Here is a 14,101-nt window from a genome sequence, read left to right as displayed (position 1 = left end):
GTCCCTATATTGAAATGACATGAGTTTACCAAGCCGCAATCGAGCCATCCGCTCGGGTTTCCGTACCCCCGCATAATACGCCATTGTCCGGGTTGCGCCAGATGATCTGACCGCGTCCAAACTGGGATGGATCGAGCGCCACTTGAATATCATGTCCTTTGCGGGCGAGTGCCTGTGCAATGTGCTGCGGGAAACACGGTTCCACAAGAATGGTTTTGCCCTTCGTCCACTGCCAGCGTGGAGAATCCAGTGCGGCCTGTGGGTTCAGGTGATAATCGATCGTATTCATGACCACCTGCACATGACCCTGCGGCTGCATGAAACCGCCCATGACACCGAATGGCCCAACCGCTTCACTGCCGCGGGTGAGAAACCCCGGAATGATCGTGTGATACGTTCGTTTGCCTGGCTCCAAGGCATTTGCATGATTCGGGTCCAGTGAGAAATTATGTCCGCGATTCTGCAAAGCAATGCCTGTCCCCGGAACAACCAATCCAGACCCGAAGCCCATATAGTTACTCTGGATAAAGGAAACCATGTTACCTTCACCGTCCGCCGTAGCCAGATAGACTGTTCCACTTGCACGTGGATCACCTGCCTCAGGTGCACGTGCGATATCACCAATGAGTTTGCGCCGTTCTTCCGCGTATGCCTCGGATAGCAGTTCCTCCACCGTCACACCCATTTTGCGTTCTTCGGTAATATATTTCTCCCCATCGGCAAATGCCAGCTTCATGGCTTCGAGCTGCTGATGATACGCCTGAACGGATTCTTTCTCGTCGAACTCGTAACCTTTCAACAGATTAAGCGCCGCGAGAGCAATCAGCCCTTGTCCATTCGGCGGAATCTCCCACACATCGTATCCGCGATAGGAGACGGAGATGGGATCAACCCACTCGGGCTGGAATGCCGCCAGGTCATCTTTGGTCAGATAACCACCGTGCTCTGCCATAAAGGAATGAATGCGTTCCGCCAGTTCCCCTTCGTAAAAGTCTCGCGCTTCGCTCTCGCCAATCTGGCGCAAAGTCGCCGCGTGATCCGGCGAGCGCCACATCTCTCCAGCTGCGGGAATACGCCCGCCTGGAGCAAATGTCTCAAACCACGCACGCCCTGCCTCCGCATCACCCTGGCGTGCATAGATCTCGGCTGCCCTTGCCCAGTGGCGGGCCAGCCCAGGCGCAAGCGGGTAACCTTCCTCCGCATAGCGGATGGCCGGTTCCAGCGCTTCCGCCAGTGTGAGCCGCCCGAAACGGCGGCTCAGCTCAGCCCAACCCGCCGGTGCGCCAGGTACCGTCACCGGAACAACCCCAAGCTTCGGCATCTCCGTATGGCCTGCCGCTTGAAGCGCCTCAATGGATATGCCCTGAGGCGCAGGGCCGCTGGCATTCAGGCCATGCAGTTTGCCCTCGGTCCAGACGAGGGCAAAAGCATCGCCGCCAATGCCATTGGACGTAGGCTCCAGCACGGTGAGTGCTGCCGCAGTTGCAATGGCGGCATCAATGGCGTTGCCGCCTTTTTTCAAAATATCGAGACCAGCTTGTGCAGCCAGTGGCTGTGACGTGGCGACCATGCCTTGTTTCGCATACACAGGCACGCGGTAAGAGGGATACGGTTGGTAGAGTGGATCGAAGTTCATCAGGTTGTTCAGCTCCTTGTCGCAAGATGTCAGGTTCCGGTATAACCGGATCATACTCCTAACCCTCTTCGTAACCGGACCACCGATATCCTGCCACACCTGCCAAATCCAACCTGACATCAGTTAACGATATCACCCACATTACCCTAAGTCGTTACCATATCGCCGCCATTCACATGAATGCATTCACCGGTGACGTAGGATGAATCGCGGGAAGCGAGATAGACGTAAGCTGCCGCCAGTTCGTAAGGCTGGCCAGCCCGACCCATGGGCGTACCCGTTCCAAATACCTGCACATCCTCAGCCGAAAAGCTGGCAGGAATGAGGGGTGTCCAGATGGGGCCGGGGGCAACGGAATTCACGCGGATTCCCTGTGCAGCGAGCGATTGGGCGAGTACACGAGTCAGGGAGATCACGGCTCCCTTGGTGGAAGAGTAGTCGATCAGTTGGGTATCGCCTTTGTATGCCGTGATGGAAGCCGTATTGATGATGGAGGCACCTTTGCACAGATGCGGGAGCGCGGCCTGGATCAGAAAGAAATAGGCGAACACATTCGTCTGAAAGGTATGGTACAGCTGCTCTTCCGTAATATCAACAATGCTTGGCTGCACATACTGTACGCCATGGTTGTTGACCAGAATGTCGATCTTTCCATAGGTTTCCATCGTCGAGCGAATGACAGCCTCACAGTTTTTCTTTAGGCGGAGATCAATCTCGATTAACAGACAGCGCTGTCCCAGTTCCTCAATCCGCTCGCGCGTCCTTTCGGCATCTGTCCGTTCATATAGATAAGCAATGACGATATCTGCACCTTCCTTGGCAAAAGCGATGGCGGCCGCCCGGCCGATTCCACTGTCACCACCCGTAATAATGGCAACTTTGTCTTGGAGTTTGCAGCTACCGATATAGGCAGGATCTTCACTGATTGGTTCAGGCACCATCAGGGTTTCCAGACCGGGTTGCTGGTCCTGATGCTGGGGTGGGAATGCCAGCTTTTGCTCTTTACACACCGTTTTCTCACCATAAAAAGGATAGACAGGATTCATTCGCTTTACATCCTCCTCAAGCGTTCATTGATACGGATAAACTATGCATTCGCCCAGAAGAAGGTGCGAGAGGAGGCAGCAGAGCTGTTGTTTTTTGCGCAAAATATACCATAATAAGGATAGGTCCTTAAATTGATGGAGGTGTCAGGAGCCACATGAATATTCAGGGAATTAATCATTTGTGCTTTTCCGTATCCAATCTGGAGCGGGCCATTACCTTTTATGAGCAGGCTCTCGGTGCCCAGATTCAGGTGAAAGGACGCAAACTGGCGTATTTTGAGCTTGCCGGTCTGTGGATCGCTCTGAATCAGGAGGATGTAATTCGCAACTATACGGAACGAACCTATACCCATATTGCATTTACCGTTACAGAAGAGGAGTTCGAAGCGTCTGTGCAGCAGCTGCGAGCAGCCGGGGCGGACATTCTTTCGGGAAGGCCAAGGGATCCGCGGGATGCATTATCTGTTTATTTTACTGATCCGGATGGTCATCTGTTTGAACTGCATACAGGTACGATGAAGCAAAGGCTGGATTATTATCGCGAAGACAAGGCTCATATGACCTTTTATCCGTGAAATGGTTGTGCAAGTGGAGGTAAATGGGGATTAACGTGTTTAAAGTCATTGCGATTATCCGTAAAATACGTCTTAGGTTGCCAGGAATCGATGGTGGATTATGCTACCCAATTATAAACATGAGGAGAGATGAGCATGGAGCGTAAAGGAACCAAATTCGTTACAACCGCAAGTGAACTCTGCATGGTTACCATCATGCTTCTACCTTTTATTGCAGGACAGCTTCATGTTTCGGGAGCACATGCAGGATCGGCTATAGTTAATGGCCAGCAGGGACAAGAATATGCCATATCGACGGAAACGCTGCTGGATCTGAATGATCCTGTTCCTACTCGATGAGGGGGTTAAGATGATCCTATGCCCTGTCACTAGGGATTCCCGGAATTAAGGCCTCTGTTACAGAGACCCCAAACTCCATGATTTCTTTTCCCTGTATCCTCAGTTGTTAGATGAAGAAGGAATTCGCTTTATTTGATAAATGACTTATAATCTTCGTATTTCATTTTATGCTCCTGCATGCTTAACATAAGGAGTTGATGGCTGATGTCAGCCTCGCGGTTTGCAGAGATGCGTTTAAGCAGATCGTGACTCATTCTTAGAAAATAATAACCTTCATTGCTGTTGTTTTTCTCATGAAAAACAATACCCAGCAAGCGATACAGTTTGGCACGAAGCATCCCTTCATCTTGCTGATCCAGCAGTTGGAGGGCTTCTTTGATGATGGCTTCTGCCTGTTCTGGCTCACGCTGCTCCAAATAAACTTTACTGATTTCCTCTAATATGGAAGCCTTCTTGTGGGGAAGATTGCGTTTATCGTAAATTCGTGCGCATTCATCCAGCAAGGGGAGGGCTTCTTTTTTTTGCCCCATATGAAGCTGGATCACGGCGAGGTTGTGAAGCGCCAGAACGTAGGATTCGCTGTTCGCCTGTTTGTAGGCCTGTACGGATCTCTTGGTCCAGTCATAACTTAACAGCATGTGTCCGTCCTGTTCGGACATATAATAGGCTTTGCCCAAACCTAGCGTAATCTCGCCATACAGCTCCGGTTGCCCCGCCATTTGGGCTTCCTTCTCCGCTTTGAGATAGTAGTTCAACCCCTCATTCACATTGCCCAGCCTTAAATGGGTTGTGCCAAGAAAGGTCAGCGAATGGATGTGTTCTTCCTGTAGATGTTTGAGTCTGCTGCTGTACGTATACGCCTGTTCATAATGTTTCCGGGCAGCATGAAACAGCTCTGCATGAAAAGCCGCTCTCCCCATTTCCAGATAATATTCAACAATACGTTGCCTGTCACCCGTTCGAATGACCGTAAATGCTGCAGTTTCCCCTTCATCCAAGGCTTGTCGATAATCCCCAAGTCTGTTGTGACTTCGCAAAATGAGCAGGTAGGCTTCAGACTGATCCGATGTATCCTCCGTCAACGTCAGCACTTTATGGGCAATACGGATGCAGGCAGAATCATTCTGCTCGGCATAACAGGCTTTGGCCTTGTCCAATACAGCCTCACCAATATCCGAATCTGTCGATGCACTTCCTCCCAAAAAAAACTCCATGGGTGTATTGAGCCTTCTGGCAATAATTTTCAACATACGCTGCGAGGGAACGGCCCTGCCTTTTTCGATAAGGCTGATGTAAGAACGCGTCATATCCTCACCTGCCAGTTGCTTCTGAGACAGTCCAAGCTGCTCCCGGATTTGCCGGATTTTGAGTCCGAGCATGATCGTTCACCGTCCCTTGATATAGTTTGATTGGAATGGAGATCTGATTGGTATGTTGGGTCTATCGTGTGTGTCCAGAAGCAGGGGTAAGGAGAGCGAGAGGTTCATTTACCTCCATTTACAGTTTAAATCCAATTTGGGAGATTATAGAATCAGAGTATCCAAGATGAAAGGAGGAGATATGAATGGTCATTAAAGCGACTCCCATTACACTGGAGCAACTGAAGCGTAAAGAAGTTGAAGCAGCACAATTGGAAACGAGTGGACTGGGCGAGGCACGTGAAGTCAGTGCACGCGCGGCTTCCGCTCGCGCAGTTGAAGCCCGTGCTGTAGCGGCTCGTGCTGTAGCAGCTCGTGCAGCGGCGGCTCGTGCCTGATTTTTCCTACTTACTTATCGTATTACGCTAGATTCATAGATGGGAGCTTCTGCGGAAGCTCTTTATCTCCCTATATTTCAGTGAGATTCGTACGTTAGTGATAACGAGGTGTCTGAAGCCGATGCATATCAAGCAAATATGGTCTTACATTCCGGAGCACATTGTGCCGATCAGGGAACTGAACGAGGTGCTGGGACTCAATAATGCCCAGACGAAGGTACTGGAAAAAATTCATGGTTTGAAACAGGTTCGGCAAGACAGGGATGGAGATCTGGCTTCGTTGCTTGGGCGTGTATTAACCCAGGTGGTAAATAACCCGGAGATCGCTCCTAACTCGATTAAGTATATCATTTATTGCCACACAATTCAGGAAAATTTCCCCTTTCCTATGAAAGTTTTGCAAGTCCTGAAACGGGCTTACGGGTTGCAGCATGCCATCGCGTTTTCGCTTACGCAGCAGAACTGTGCATCGGGCTTAATTGCCCTGAATGTTGCCGAGACATTGCTGCCTTCATTGGAAGCGGATGATCATATTTTAATTTTGACAGGTGAAAAAACATTTAGTCCCGTTGTGCAATTGATCCCCAATACCACCGTGATGGGAGAGGCATCAGCCGCCGTGCTGGTGGGCAACAAGGGCAACGGAAGTCGTGTCGTTGGACTTACGAGTGTTACCTTGGGCCAATTCTGTAATGTACTAACGGGAACCCCACAGATTCTTAGGGAGTTTCAGGAAATCTACACGCCCCGTTTATGTGAAGCCATTGTTGCAGCCGTGGAGCAGGCGGGTCTGACGCTGCAGGATATTCGATACATCGTCCCACACAATGTGAATCTATCCTCGTGGAAGAAGGTGGCTATCCGTCTATCCTATCCCCTTGAACGCATATATACGTCCAACGTACAGGAGATCGGACACTGCTTCTGTTCGGACCCATTTATTAATCTGCAAGCTATTCTAGAGCAGAAGCTGTTGCAACCAGAGGAGTATTATCTGCTTGTTACGGTCGGACTTGGGGTTACATTCAGCGTAGCAGTGATGCAATATGCAGGAATAGGAGGAGATGGCCGTGACCACCGTATTGACGGATTTTTCGAGCAAGCTCAAGTGGGCGTTAACGGGCCAGCATGACGTTACTTTTGTGTATCTGAACAATTTTGAGGTAGAGGAGTACTGGAGTGAAACGGGCATTCTCAAGCTGCCCTCATTAAGCATAGGCTCGGCTGCGGATGTCGTTAATCGGATGGAGGAACTGGGTGTTTTCCTCGCCGGAGAGAACGATATTATCCTGCTCAAGGGGCCGCCGAATCAGGGATTCATGGCAGATGCACAGGCGCTTGGGTTTGGTCGCTCCCGATGCATAACGGTGGAGCACAATGATCCGGCACTGAACATTACCGCGAATCTTCTGAATTGTCCAAGGACAATGGACAAGCTGAGAGAGCTGTCACAGGCTGCTGGAACGAATGTTTATCTGGTTCCCTTTGGAACCTCGGATCAGGAAGAGGAGTTCTCCCGACGGACCGGCATTCCGCTGGCTGTTCCATCTTCAGATATCTTCCGCAAGGTGAATGACAAGGGGTATTCCCGCCGTCTCAACGCGGAGCTGGGCATTCGCCAAATTCCAGGCGTTGAATGCACGTCTTTGGATGAACTGGTGTCTGGTTTCGATCAGCTAAAGGCCGTTCTAGAGCAGGGTGGACGGCTTGTGCTGAAGGATTCCATGGGTGTGTCAGGTAAGGGAATTACCGTCATTGCCGATGAAGCCAGGTTCCACAAATGCATGAGCATGCTGGAGAAACAGGCTAGCAAAAAAGGAATTCGACAAATCAACTACGTGCTTGAACAATGGATTGATAAAATCTGTGACCTGAATTACCAGATTCTCATCGATCGATCCGGCGGAGTTGAGTTTCTTGGCGTAAAGGAATCGTTGGTAGAGCAAGGCGTACATCAGGGGCATCTCATGCCTTCGCGGCTCAACGATGTTCAACTTGAGGTCATTCGCGAAGCGGCCATGCGAATTGGAGCAGCCTTGTATCGAGATGGATATTACGGCATTGCCGGCATGGACGCCATTCTGGACGAGGACGGTACAATCTGGCCCAATCTTGAGATTAATGCCAGATTTAATATGTCCACCTATCAGACCAACATTCAGCAGCAATGGCTGCCCGAAGATCAATGTGGATTGGCAAAAAAATATACGCTCCGGCTCAATCACCTGCTGGAATACGGAGTGCTTCGTTCCCGGTTGGGTGCGTTGATGTTCGAACCGGAACGCGGCGAAGGATTATTAATCAATAATTTTGCCACAGTCAATGCGGCATTCAGAAGTGAGGGGACCTTGTTCTCCGGACGTCTGTATGGCGTGATTATTGCGTCCTCCCCTGAACGGCTGGGAGTGATCGACGAAGCGATAGAAGCCGTCCTATCTTCCATTAACGAGGTGATGTGAGTGTCTACGGAATATCAGATTCAGCAGTTGCGTGTCTCGGACATCGCTGAGAAATTCGGAACTCCGCTGTATATATATGACGGAGATGTGTTGCAGCAGGTGTATCAGGAGCTTCGGGGATTGCTTACGCCTCAAGTGGAGCTGTTCTATTCATTGAAGGCCAATCCGAATATTTCGATCGTGCACATGTTGCAGGAGATGGGCGCGCAGGCAGAGGTGTGTTCCCTGGCAGAATTACATACGGCCGTACAGGCTGGAGTAGCGCCAGAAAGAATTATTTTCCTGGGACCCGGAAAAAGCGATGACGAGATTACGGCATGCATACGTCTGGGGATATATGCGATTGTATGTGAATCGTTCCAGGAGCTGGAGCGCATAGAGATCATCGCTGCAAGTGAGGGGCGAATCGTGCCGGTGGCCCTGCGAGTGAATCCTTCCTTTTCTGTCAAAGGCTCCAGGCTGACCATGGGTGGCAAACCACGTCAGTTTGGTATGGATGAACAAAGTGTGCTCCAGGGAAAAGAGCAGTTCGAGAGCTTCTCCCATGTGGAGATCATGGGACTTCACGTGTACATGGGAACCCGTATGTTGGATGTAGAGCCGATCGTTCAGAATACCCGTCATATTCTGGAATTGGCTGATCGAATCGAGAACGAGCTGGATATCACGCTGCGTATGGTCGATGTAGGCGGGGGATTGGGCGTGCCCTACCATGAAGGTGAGCAGTTCCTATCCATAGCCACACTGACAGAACAGTTGAATCCAATGTTCGAATCGTTTCGGAATAGTCATGCCAACACCCGGCTGTTCATGGAGCTTGGGCGATATCTGGTAGGCACCTGCGGTATGTTAGTCAGTCGAGCCCTATACGTCAAGCAATCGTATGGAGAGCACTTCGTCGTAACCGATGGTGGAACGAACTGCCATATGGCGGCGGTGGGCACAGGTTCTTACGTGAAGCGTAACTTTCCGATTGCCTCCCTGACGCGTTATGGTGAGTCCCCTGTAGCCGAATACAATATTACGGGTCCCTTATGTACGCCCAATGATGTCGTTGGGAAACGGGTATTGCTTCCTCCTGTTGAACGGGGCGATCTAATCGGTGTTTTTCATTCGGGAGCGTACGGACCAACGGCTTCTCCCACACACTTTTTGAGTCATGGAAGTCCGGCGGAAGTGCTGATTATCGCTGGGGAGGCTCACTTGATCCGTGAGCGAGATACTCCGCAGGACCTACTGTCCAAGCAACGTTTGATTCAAGTGTCCCACACGGCAATAACCAATTGATGAGGAGAGATGATGATCATGACGACTGCAGTATTGCTTGAAGAGATCAAGGGTGCCCTTGCTGAAGTGTTAAATACGGAAGCAAGGCAGGATATTCAATTAAGCACATCTTTATTTGACGAACTCTATCTGGATTCGACCTCGGTTCTGGAACTGCTGATGACGCTGGAAGACCGAATTGAAGGTCTGGAGATTGACCCGGATGATCTGGAGCCCGATGTATTTGATACGGTAGGTTCCCTGGCTGCTTATATTGAGAAGCAGCTCATTGCGGCCTGATGGCTTCGCCTGTTGCCATACGGGAGATGGGAGTCAGGCTGTTCTCGGAGAAGAAGCCTCCGTTCGATCATCCGGAACTGCTGCGATTTCATCAGGATATGCTCGCAGGTACTCCGATCAAGTACGACGTACAACTTTTGCAGGGGCGTAACAACAATGCCTATCACGAGATGAGTGTGGAACTGCTGGAGGAGACGGGACTTGATCGGGTCATGAAGGATGTGGATGTGCTGCTGCTGGCATACAATTTTCCGAATACCCGCCCGGATATATCGATTGTGAATTATTTGATGGATCGTTATCAGGCCCGTTTTATCAGTTTTGCTGTAAATGATCTTGGTTTTGGTGCTCCTTTTGCGGCGCTCCACATGCTTCAGCATTATCTGGGCAGAGAAGGTTACATGAAAGGCATGCTGCTGGTCATGGATCAGACGGCTCTTCCCTATGAAACGAAGGAACTTGAATCACCACCTGGGCCGGACACGGCTGCAGCAATATACCTTGATCGGATGACAGGCGTAGGGCCTTCCCTGCTTGGTGTAGAGATGCGACATGCCGAGCATTCCATAGCCGATACTGCGGAGATGGTACTGGATCGATTATGTGCCCAGGCATCCATTCACCGGAATCAGATTAACCTGCTCATCCATCCTGATCTGGAGCAGCTGTGCAATCAGGCTGCCTGGTACAGCGAATGTGGATCGAAGAGTTATTATGATCCATCGCGCTGGAGTGCAGCGCCATTCTTCGCATTACAGGAGTTACTGGAAGAGAAGGACGGAGGCGAGTACATATGTCTTATGCATCTGGAGCAGACGGATTCGTTTATTCACGCCTTGCTGATCCGAACTTGTGAATGGAGTATGGATGGACACTAATCGCAGAAGGAGGGAGAACATTGGGGTTCGGTATTGTGGATATTGGCGTCTATCTGCCTGAACAGATTCAGCAGCCGGAAGAGGTGCTGGCTGCCCTGGAGCTTGGGAAAGGCGAGCTTCAGTTTCTGCGCAAGTACCACCGCCTGGAAGGTGTGCCTGTAACGGAATCGGGCCAGATGCTTGACGATACGATCGCACAGGCTGTGGAACGGCTCCAGACCAAACCTGCTCTTTCCGGAATCGACCTTGTTCTCTATGTCCATTCCTTCCAGGTGCAGACACCGAGCGATTACAGGCTTGTGCAGCGTGTCCTCCAGCGCTTCGGGCTGGAACATGTACCGTTCTATGGCATATCCCAAATGAACTGTGCATCGTCGATAGCCGCTCTTCAATGGCTTGAGCGAATCTCGCAAACGCAGCCTCACATTCGGAATGTGTTGTTGATCTGTGCGGATCAATTCAATTTTTTGCCTCCCGAATGGCGCTATCTGCGCAAATCAGCCATTCTGGGTGATTCTGCTGTAGCCGTTCTATTGAGCAGAGAGAGCTGTCAGCATGTCGTTCAGGCGGCGCATGTGCTGCGAGATACCCGGTTCCATACTGGTTATCATGCAACCGCCGATGAGATCTCGGCATTTAACCGATTGTATGTGGACCATATCATTCAAGGGATGGAAGAGCTGCTGTCAACGCAAGGCCTGAGTTTCGAAGATGTGGATCATATTTTTCCCCATAATGTGAACTGGACTACCTGGAAGGAATTCTCGCGACGCACGGGAGTTGGACTTGAACGGATATATCTGGATAACATTCAGCGAATCGGACATACCTTTTCCACTGATCCGTTTATTAACCTGAGTTCGGGATTGGAGCAGGACTGGGTGTGCAGGAAGGGACGCTCCATCATGGTCAGTATCGGGCTCGGCAGTTTTTTTGGTTTTGCACTGGTGGAGCATGGAGGATGCGAAGAAGAATGAACAGGAGGAATGACAATGCACGTTATTGAATTCCAGGGCCCGGATGCAAAGCCCGTCGGATCAAAGGCAGCAGGCAGCCCCGTTGCTCCGATATCGGAAATGTTGGAGGCAAAAACCTTACTGGTTAACAATCGTCCAGTGCTTTTGGCAACAGGTCCCTACGTGCTCGCGACCGCTCATCTCATGGAACAAGATGCTTTACTTTGGCATGAAGAATCAGCGGGGCTGTATCGTTGGAACCAACTACATGCTGTTCATGTACAGGATCGGATGCTGGAGCCCTCCGGACTACTGTTATACAAGGTACAGCCGAATGAGGGTGAGAAGGCTGAGATATCAGGCGAGAAAGTGACCTCGAATGAGCTGAGAACACGCCTGCTTGAGTTCCGCGTAGAGCTGTGCAAGGCTGGCTTGGAGCAGGTTCGCAGGCATTTGTCGGTGCGAATATCGGGCGGACAATCCACGTTTCAGCACCAGCTCGTCAAAGGCATGGTCGCTGACATCCTGACAACGCTCTACATGGCGGAAACATTGCCTGAAGACCGCTTCCTCTCAGTAAATCCAGGTCTTCCATCGGTCCGGGTTCATGCGTGGATACATCAGGAATTGGACGAAGCCTTCAGACAGATTCAACGTCTTGGCGGCGGTTTCGGTTTTTTGAGACATGGCGTATCTGCATATACATATGCAGGCCAACTGGTGAAGAACATGCTGTTGCCAGCTAAGGAGGAATATTGATGATTACTCCATCAACGATTGCGATTTTCGAGCATGTGATGAAGCAGTATGCTGCGGAGCTTCGTCAGATCGGCCTGACGATTGACCGGGAGCCAGACCGGCTCACCGAGTTCTTGCACACGTCTGCCCTGCAGGCCATCAATCATATGATGATTCCCCCGGAGTATGGCGGCCAGCCAATTGTAACCATAGGTCAGGATCGATATTATGGACTCTCTTCGCTGGAAAGAGTCATTACGATCGAGCAGTTGTCCGCAGGAGATGCGGGTGTTTTTCTAGGAGGACCTGGTCCTTCCATGTCCAGCATCGTCATGATTGACTTGGGCGATGAGGAACAGAAGGAGCGATTTTATAGCCACTTTCTGAAAGGTCCGGCTTGGGCTATTTTTGCCTTGTCAGAGCCGGAGAAGGGTTCAGATGCAACCGAGATCAGCACGCGAATTACGCGACATCCGGATGGGGGAATGGAACTAACCGGACATAAATTCTACATTGGGAACGGACACCGGGCGAGTATTGGACTGGTATTCGCCCAGACCAATCGTACGCCTCTGGGCATTCAGGTCGCTATAGTTGATCCTTCTCTGCCGGGTTTCACAGCAACCCCGCTGGACACGATGGGGCTTCGCGGTCTGCAACTCAGCCATCTGCAATTCGAGGCTTTCCCACTGGAAGAGAAAGATATTCTGGGTCGTCATTTAAGCCCAACCAAGCGTGGACTGTGGGGAGCACTGCGTACATTCCACCGGATGCGCCCTAGTGTGGCGGCATTGGCGCTTGGTGTTGCACAGGCTGCTTATGATTATGTTGTGGAGCACAGAACGATCTTTACAGAACGTGAAAAGACAGAATTGGAGCGACTGGAGATGCGTCTGCACGCGCTGCGCAGCATGATTCGGAATGCAGCAGCAGAGATTGACCATGATGCGAATAAGGGATATCTGGCTTCCCTTAGTAAAATACGGGCTGCGTCAGTTGCCGAGGAAGCGACGGAATGGGCACTGGAGATGATGGGGCCAGGTTCCATGCTGGAGCATCCTCTGCTGAACAAATGGTATCGCGATGCAAGGGCCTTTGAGTTCATGGAAGGCACAACGTCCATTCAGAAGATTAACGTTTTTCAGGCGTATGCCAACGGGAAGATGCAGCATGTCTGATTCACTTCATGGTGATATTGGCGCGCCAATCTATGTGGATCATATTTGCTGGCTTACTGCGGAGGATCATCTGTACACGCTGGATTGGCCAACACCGGATGATTATGTTTATGTATCGCCGCACATATACATGGAGGATCACTATTATGGTCGCGTGGGAACGCTGACTCGCTCCCTTATGGCAGATGGGAGACGGGTGACGGCCGGTGATCTTGCGCTTATGGTGCTGGAGCAGTTGTCCACAAAGCCGCATTGGGATTGGTTGATCCTTGCCCAGACCTGTCCCGAACGACATGCATTGAATGCTCCACTTGCCCGAATGCTTGAAACGGCTCCGTGGCGAGTTGATCATCCCATTGGTATTACCCATATGGGTGCGCTCGCAGGCACCGAGGCCATTCAGGTTGCTCTTTGGAGCATGCTTCCTAACGAACGGACTGCGATTGTGCTGGTGGAGCAGCGGATTCTCCATGATGACGGACAGATTGGATATGGTCAACCATCTGAACCTAAGGGCGATCTGGGCGACATGGCGGTTGCACTTGAGGCAGGCCTAGGTCAAGGAGCGTTGCAGGTACACTATGCGGGAAAACGGATCATCAGATCGGATGAAGCCATGGCTTTTGCATCCGAGGCACTCGGCATGATCCGCGATTGGATGGATAGCCATGCAGCCGAGCACGTCATTCTTCAGTCGAGACTGGGATTACGTCTCAATAGCAGTGCTGTTTTGCATATTTCCCCTTCCAAGACCATCTGCGTACCACGAACCGATTATCAGAGCGGAGATGTATGGATACAGCTGGCAGATAAGCTAGAGCGGGGGATTATCAGGCCAGATGATCGGGTCATGCTGGTCTCATGGGATGATGATCGGATGATATCCGCTTGTTGCGTGCATGTGATACGTCTGCCGATCCTCAGCAGGCTTGCGATGAATCAAGAAATTATGACTTCATGAATTGTGGAGGTGA

The 14,101-nt window shown here is 50.9% G+C and carries 15 protein-coding genes; 12 read left to right on the top strand and 3 right to left on the bottom strand.

What is annotated here, in order from left to right; translation table 11 throughout:
• Positions 1-25: 25 nt before the first annotated feature.
• The gene (locus tag HF638_RS14320) at positions 26-1,636 is read right to left on the bottom strand and encodes a gamma-glutamyltransferase family protein (RefSeq protein WP_169480933.1); all 1,611 of its coding nucleotides are present in this window, start codon (positions 1,634-1,636) and stop codon (positions 26-28) included.
• A gap of 146 nt (positions 1,637-1,782) precedes the next feature.
• A complete protein-coding gene (locus tag HF638_RS14315) occupies positions 1,783-2,682 on the bottom strand; it encodes a glucose 1-dehydrogenase (RefSeq protein WP_169480803.1) in 900 nt (299 codons plus the stop codon).
• A gap of 155 nt (positions 2,683-2,837) precedes the next feature.
• On the opposite strand from HF638_RS14315, the gene fosB reads away from it, so the two are divergent.
• Together fosB and HF638_RS14305 are read left to right on the top strand one after the other, a co-directional pair.
• On the top strand, positions 2,838-3,257 hold the full coding sequence (gene fosB / locus HF638_RS14310; protein WP_169480802.1) for a metallothiol transferase FosB: 420 nt from the start codon (positions 2,838-2,840) through the stop codon (positions 3,255-3,257).
• Positions 3,258-3,392: 135 nt separating this feature from the next.
• Entirely contained in the window at positions 3,393-3,596 is a 204-nt protein-coding gene (locus HF638_RS14305; RefSeq protein WP_169480801.1) for a hypothetical protein, read from the top strand.
• A gap of 128 nt (positions 3,597-3,724) precedes the next feature.
• On the opposite strand, the gene HF638_RS14300 is transcribed toward HF638_RS14305, so the two are convergent.
• Positions 3,725-4,975 carry a helix-turn-helix domain-containing protein gene (locus HF638_RS14300; protein WP_169480800.1) on the bottom strand — a complete coding sequence of 417 codons (1,251 nt, stop codon included), beginning with the start codon at positions 4,973-4,975 and terminating at the stop codon, positions 3,725-3,727.
• Between the two features lie 185 nt (positions 4,976-5,160).
• On the opposite strand from HF638_RS14300, the gene HF638_RS14295 reads away from it, so the two are divergent.
• The 10 genes from HF638_RS14295 (at position 5,161) to HF638_RS14250 (ending at position 14,088) form a co-directional block, all read left to right on the top strand.
• Positions 5,161-5,352, top strand: coding sequence for a hypothetical protein (locus HF638_RS14295; RefSeq protein ID WP_169480799.1), 192 nt, complete (start codon positions 5,161-5,163; stop codon positions 5,350-5,352).
• 121 nt (positions 5,353-5,473) lie between these two features.
• Positions 5,474-6,484, top strand: coding sequence for a 3-oxoacyl-[acyl-carrier-protein] synthase III C-terminal domain-containing protein (locus tag HF638_RS14290; RefSeq protein WP_091018552.1), 1,011 nt, complete (start codon positions 5,474-5,476; stop codon positions 6,482-6,484).
• Positions 6,423-7,811: a preATP grasp domain-containing protein gene (locus tag HF638_RS14285; protein WP_169480798.1), complete on the top strand. Its 1,389-nt coding sequence runs from the start codon at positions 6,423-6,425 to the stop codon at positions 7,809-7,811. Before HF638_RS14290 ends, HF638_RS14285 begins: the two co-directional genes overlap by 62 nt.
• A complete protein-coding gene (lysA, locus tag HF638_RS14280; protein WP_169480797.1) occupies positions 7,812-9,098 on the top strand; it encodes a diaminopimelate decarboxylase in 1,287 nt (428 codons plus the stop codon). It abuts the gene before it with no gap.
• Positions 9,099-9,116: 18 nt separating this feature from the next.
• Positions 9,117-9,377: an acyl carrier protein gene (locus HF638_RS14275; protein WP_017690901.1), complete on the top strand. Its 261-nt coding sequence runs from the start codon at positions 9,117-9,119 to the stop codon at positions 9,375-9,377.
• A complete protein-coding gene (locus tag HF638_RS14270) occupies positions 9,377-10,255 on the top strand; it encodes a hypothetical protein (protein WP_169480796.1) in 879 nt (292 codons plus the stop codon). The genes HF638_RS14275 and HF638_RS14270 overlap by 1 nt, the downstream gene beginning before the upstream one ends.
• A gap of 20 nt (positions 10,256-10,275) precedes the next feature.
• Positions 10,276-11,232, top strand: a complete 957-nt coding sequence (locus HF638_RS14265; protein WP_169480795.1) for a 3-oxoacyl-[acyl-carrier-protein] synthase III C-terminal domain-containing protein — start codon at positions 10,276-10,278, stop codon at positions 11,230-11,232.
• A gap of 15 nt (positions 11,233-11,247) precedes the next feature.
• Complete coding sequence (locus HF638_RS14260) at positions 11,248-11,970, top strand: hypothetical protein (protein WP_169480794.1); 723 nt, start codon at positions 11,248-11,250, stop codon at positions 11,968-11,970.
• Positions 11,970-13,127 carry an acyl-CoA dehydrogenase family protein gene (locus HF638_RS14255; RefSeq protein WP_169480793.1) on the top strand — a complete coding sequence of 386 codons (1,158 nt, stop codon included), beginning with the start codon at positions 11,970-11,972 and terminating at the stop codon, positions 13,125-13,127. The genes HF638_RS14260 and HF638_RS14255 overlap by 1 nt, the downstream gene beginning before the upstream one ends.
• Positions 13,120-14,088, top strand: coding sequence for a hypothetical protein (locus tag HF638_RS14250; protein ID WP_169480792.1), 969 nt, complete (start codon positions 13,120-13,122; stop codon positions 14,086-14,088). The genes HF638_RS14255 and HF638_RS14250 overlap by 8 nt, the downstream gene beginning before the upstream one ends.
• Positions 14,089-14,101 lie beyond the last annotated feature (13 nt).

The organism is Paenibacillus sp. SZ31, assembly GCF_012912005.1.
In the GTDB taxonomy this organism is placed as follows: Bacteria; Bacillota; Bacilli; order Paenibacillales; family Paenibacillaceae; genus Paenibacillus.
The sequence above is the reverse complement of the archived record's forward strand: the minus strand, read 5'-3'. Positions and strand labels throughout refer to the sequence as shown.

Bases quoted from the DNA above. Each gene is read 5' to 3' on its own strand.
- HF638_RS14320 (WP_169480933.1), bottom strand. From the start codon at position 1,636: ATGAACTTCGATCCACTCTACCAACCGTATCCCTCTTACCGCGTGCCT.
- HF638_RS14315 (WP_169480803.1), bottom strand. From the start codon at position 2,682: ATGAATCCTGTCTATCCTTTTTATGGTGAGAAAACGGTGTGTAAAGAG.
- fosB (WP_169480802.1), top strand. From the start codon at position 2,838: ATGAATATTCAGGGAATTAATCATTTGTGCTTTTCCGTATCCAATCTG.
- HF638_RS14305 (WP_169480801.1), top strand. From the start codon at position 3,393: ATGGAGCGTAAAGGAACCAAATTCGTTACAACCGCAAGTGAACTCTGC.
- HF638_RS14300 (WP_169480800.1), bottom strand. From the start codon at position 4,975: ATGCTCGGACTCAAAATCCGGCAAATCCGGGAGCAGCTTGGACTGTCT.
- HF638_RS14295 (WP_169480799.1), top strand. From the start codon at position 5,161: ATGGTCATTAAAGCGACTCCCATTACACTGGAGCAACTGAAGCGTAAA.
- HF638_RS14290 (WP_091018552.1), top strand. From the start codon at position 5,474: ATGCATATCAAGCAAATATGGTCTTACATTCCGGAGCACATTGTGCCG.
- HF638_RS14275 (WP_017690901.1), top strand. From the start codon at position 9,117: ATGACGACTGCAGTATTGCTTGAAGAGATCAAGGGTGCCCTTGCTGAA.
- HF638_RS14270 (WP_169480796.1), top strand. From the start codon at position 9,377: ATGGCTTCGCCTGTTGCCATACGGGAGATGGGAGTCAGGCTGTTCTCG.
- HF638_RS14260 (WP_169480794.1), top strand. From the start codon at position 11,248: ATGCACGTTATTGAATTCCAGGGCCCGGATGCAAAGCCCGTCGGATCA.
- HF638_RS14255 (WP_169480793.1), top strand. From the start codon at position 11,970: ATGATTACTCCATCAACGATTGCGATTTTCGAGCATGTGATGAAGCAG.
- HF638_RS14250 (WP_169480792.1), top strand. From the start codon at position 13,120: ATGTCTGATTCACTTCATGGTGATATTGGCGCGCCAATCTATGTGGAT.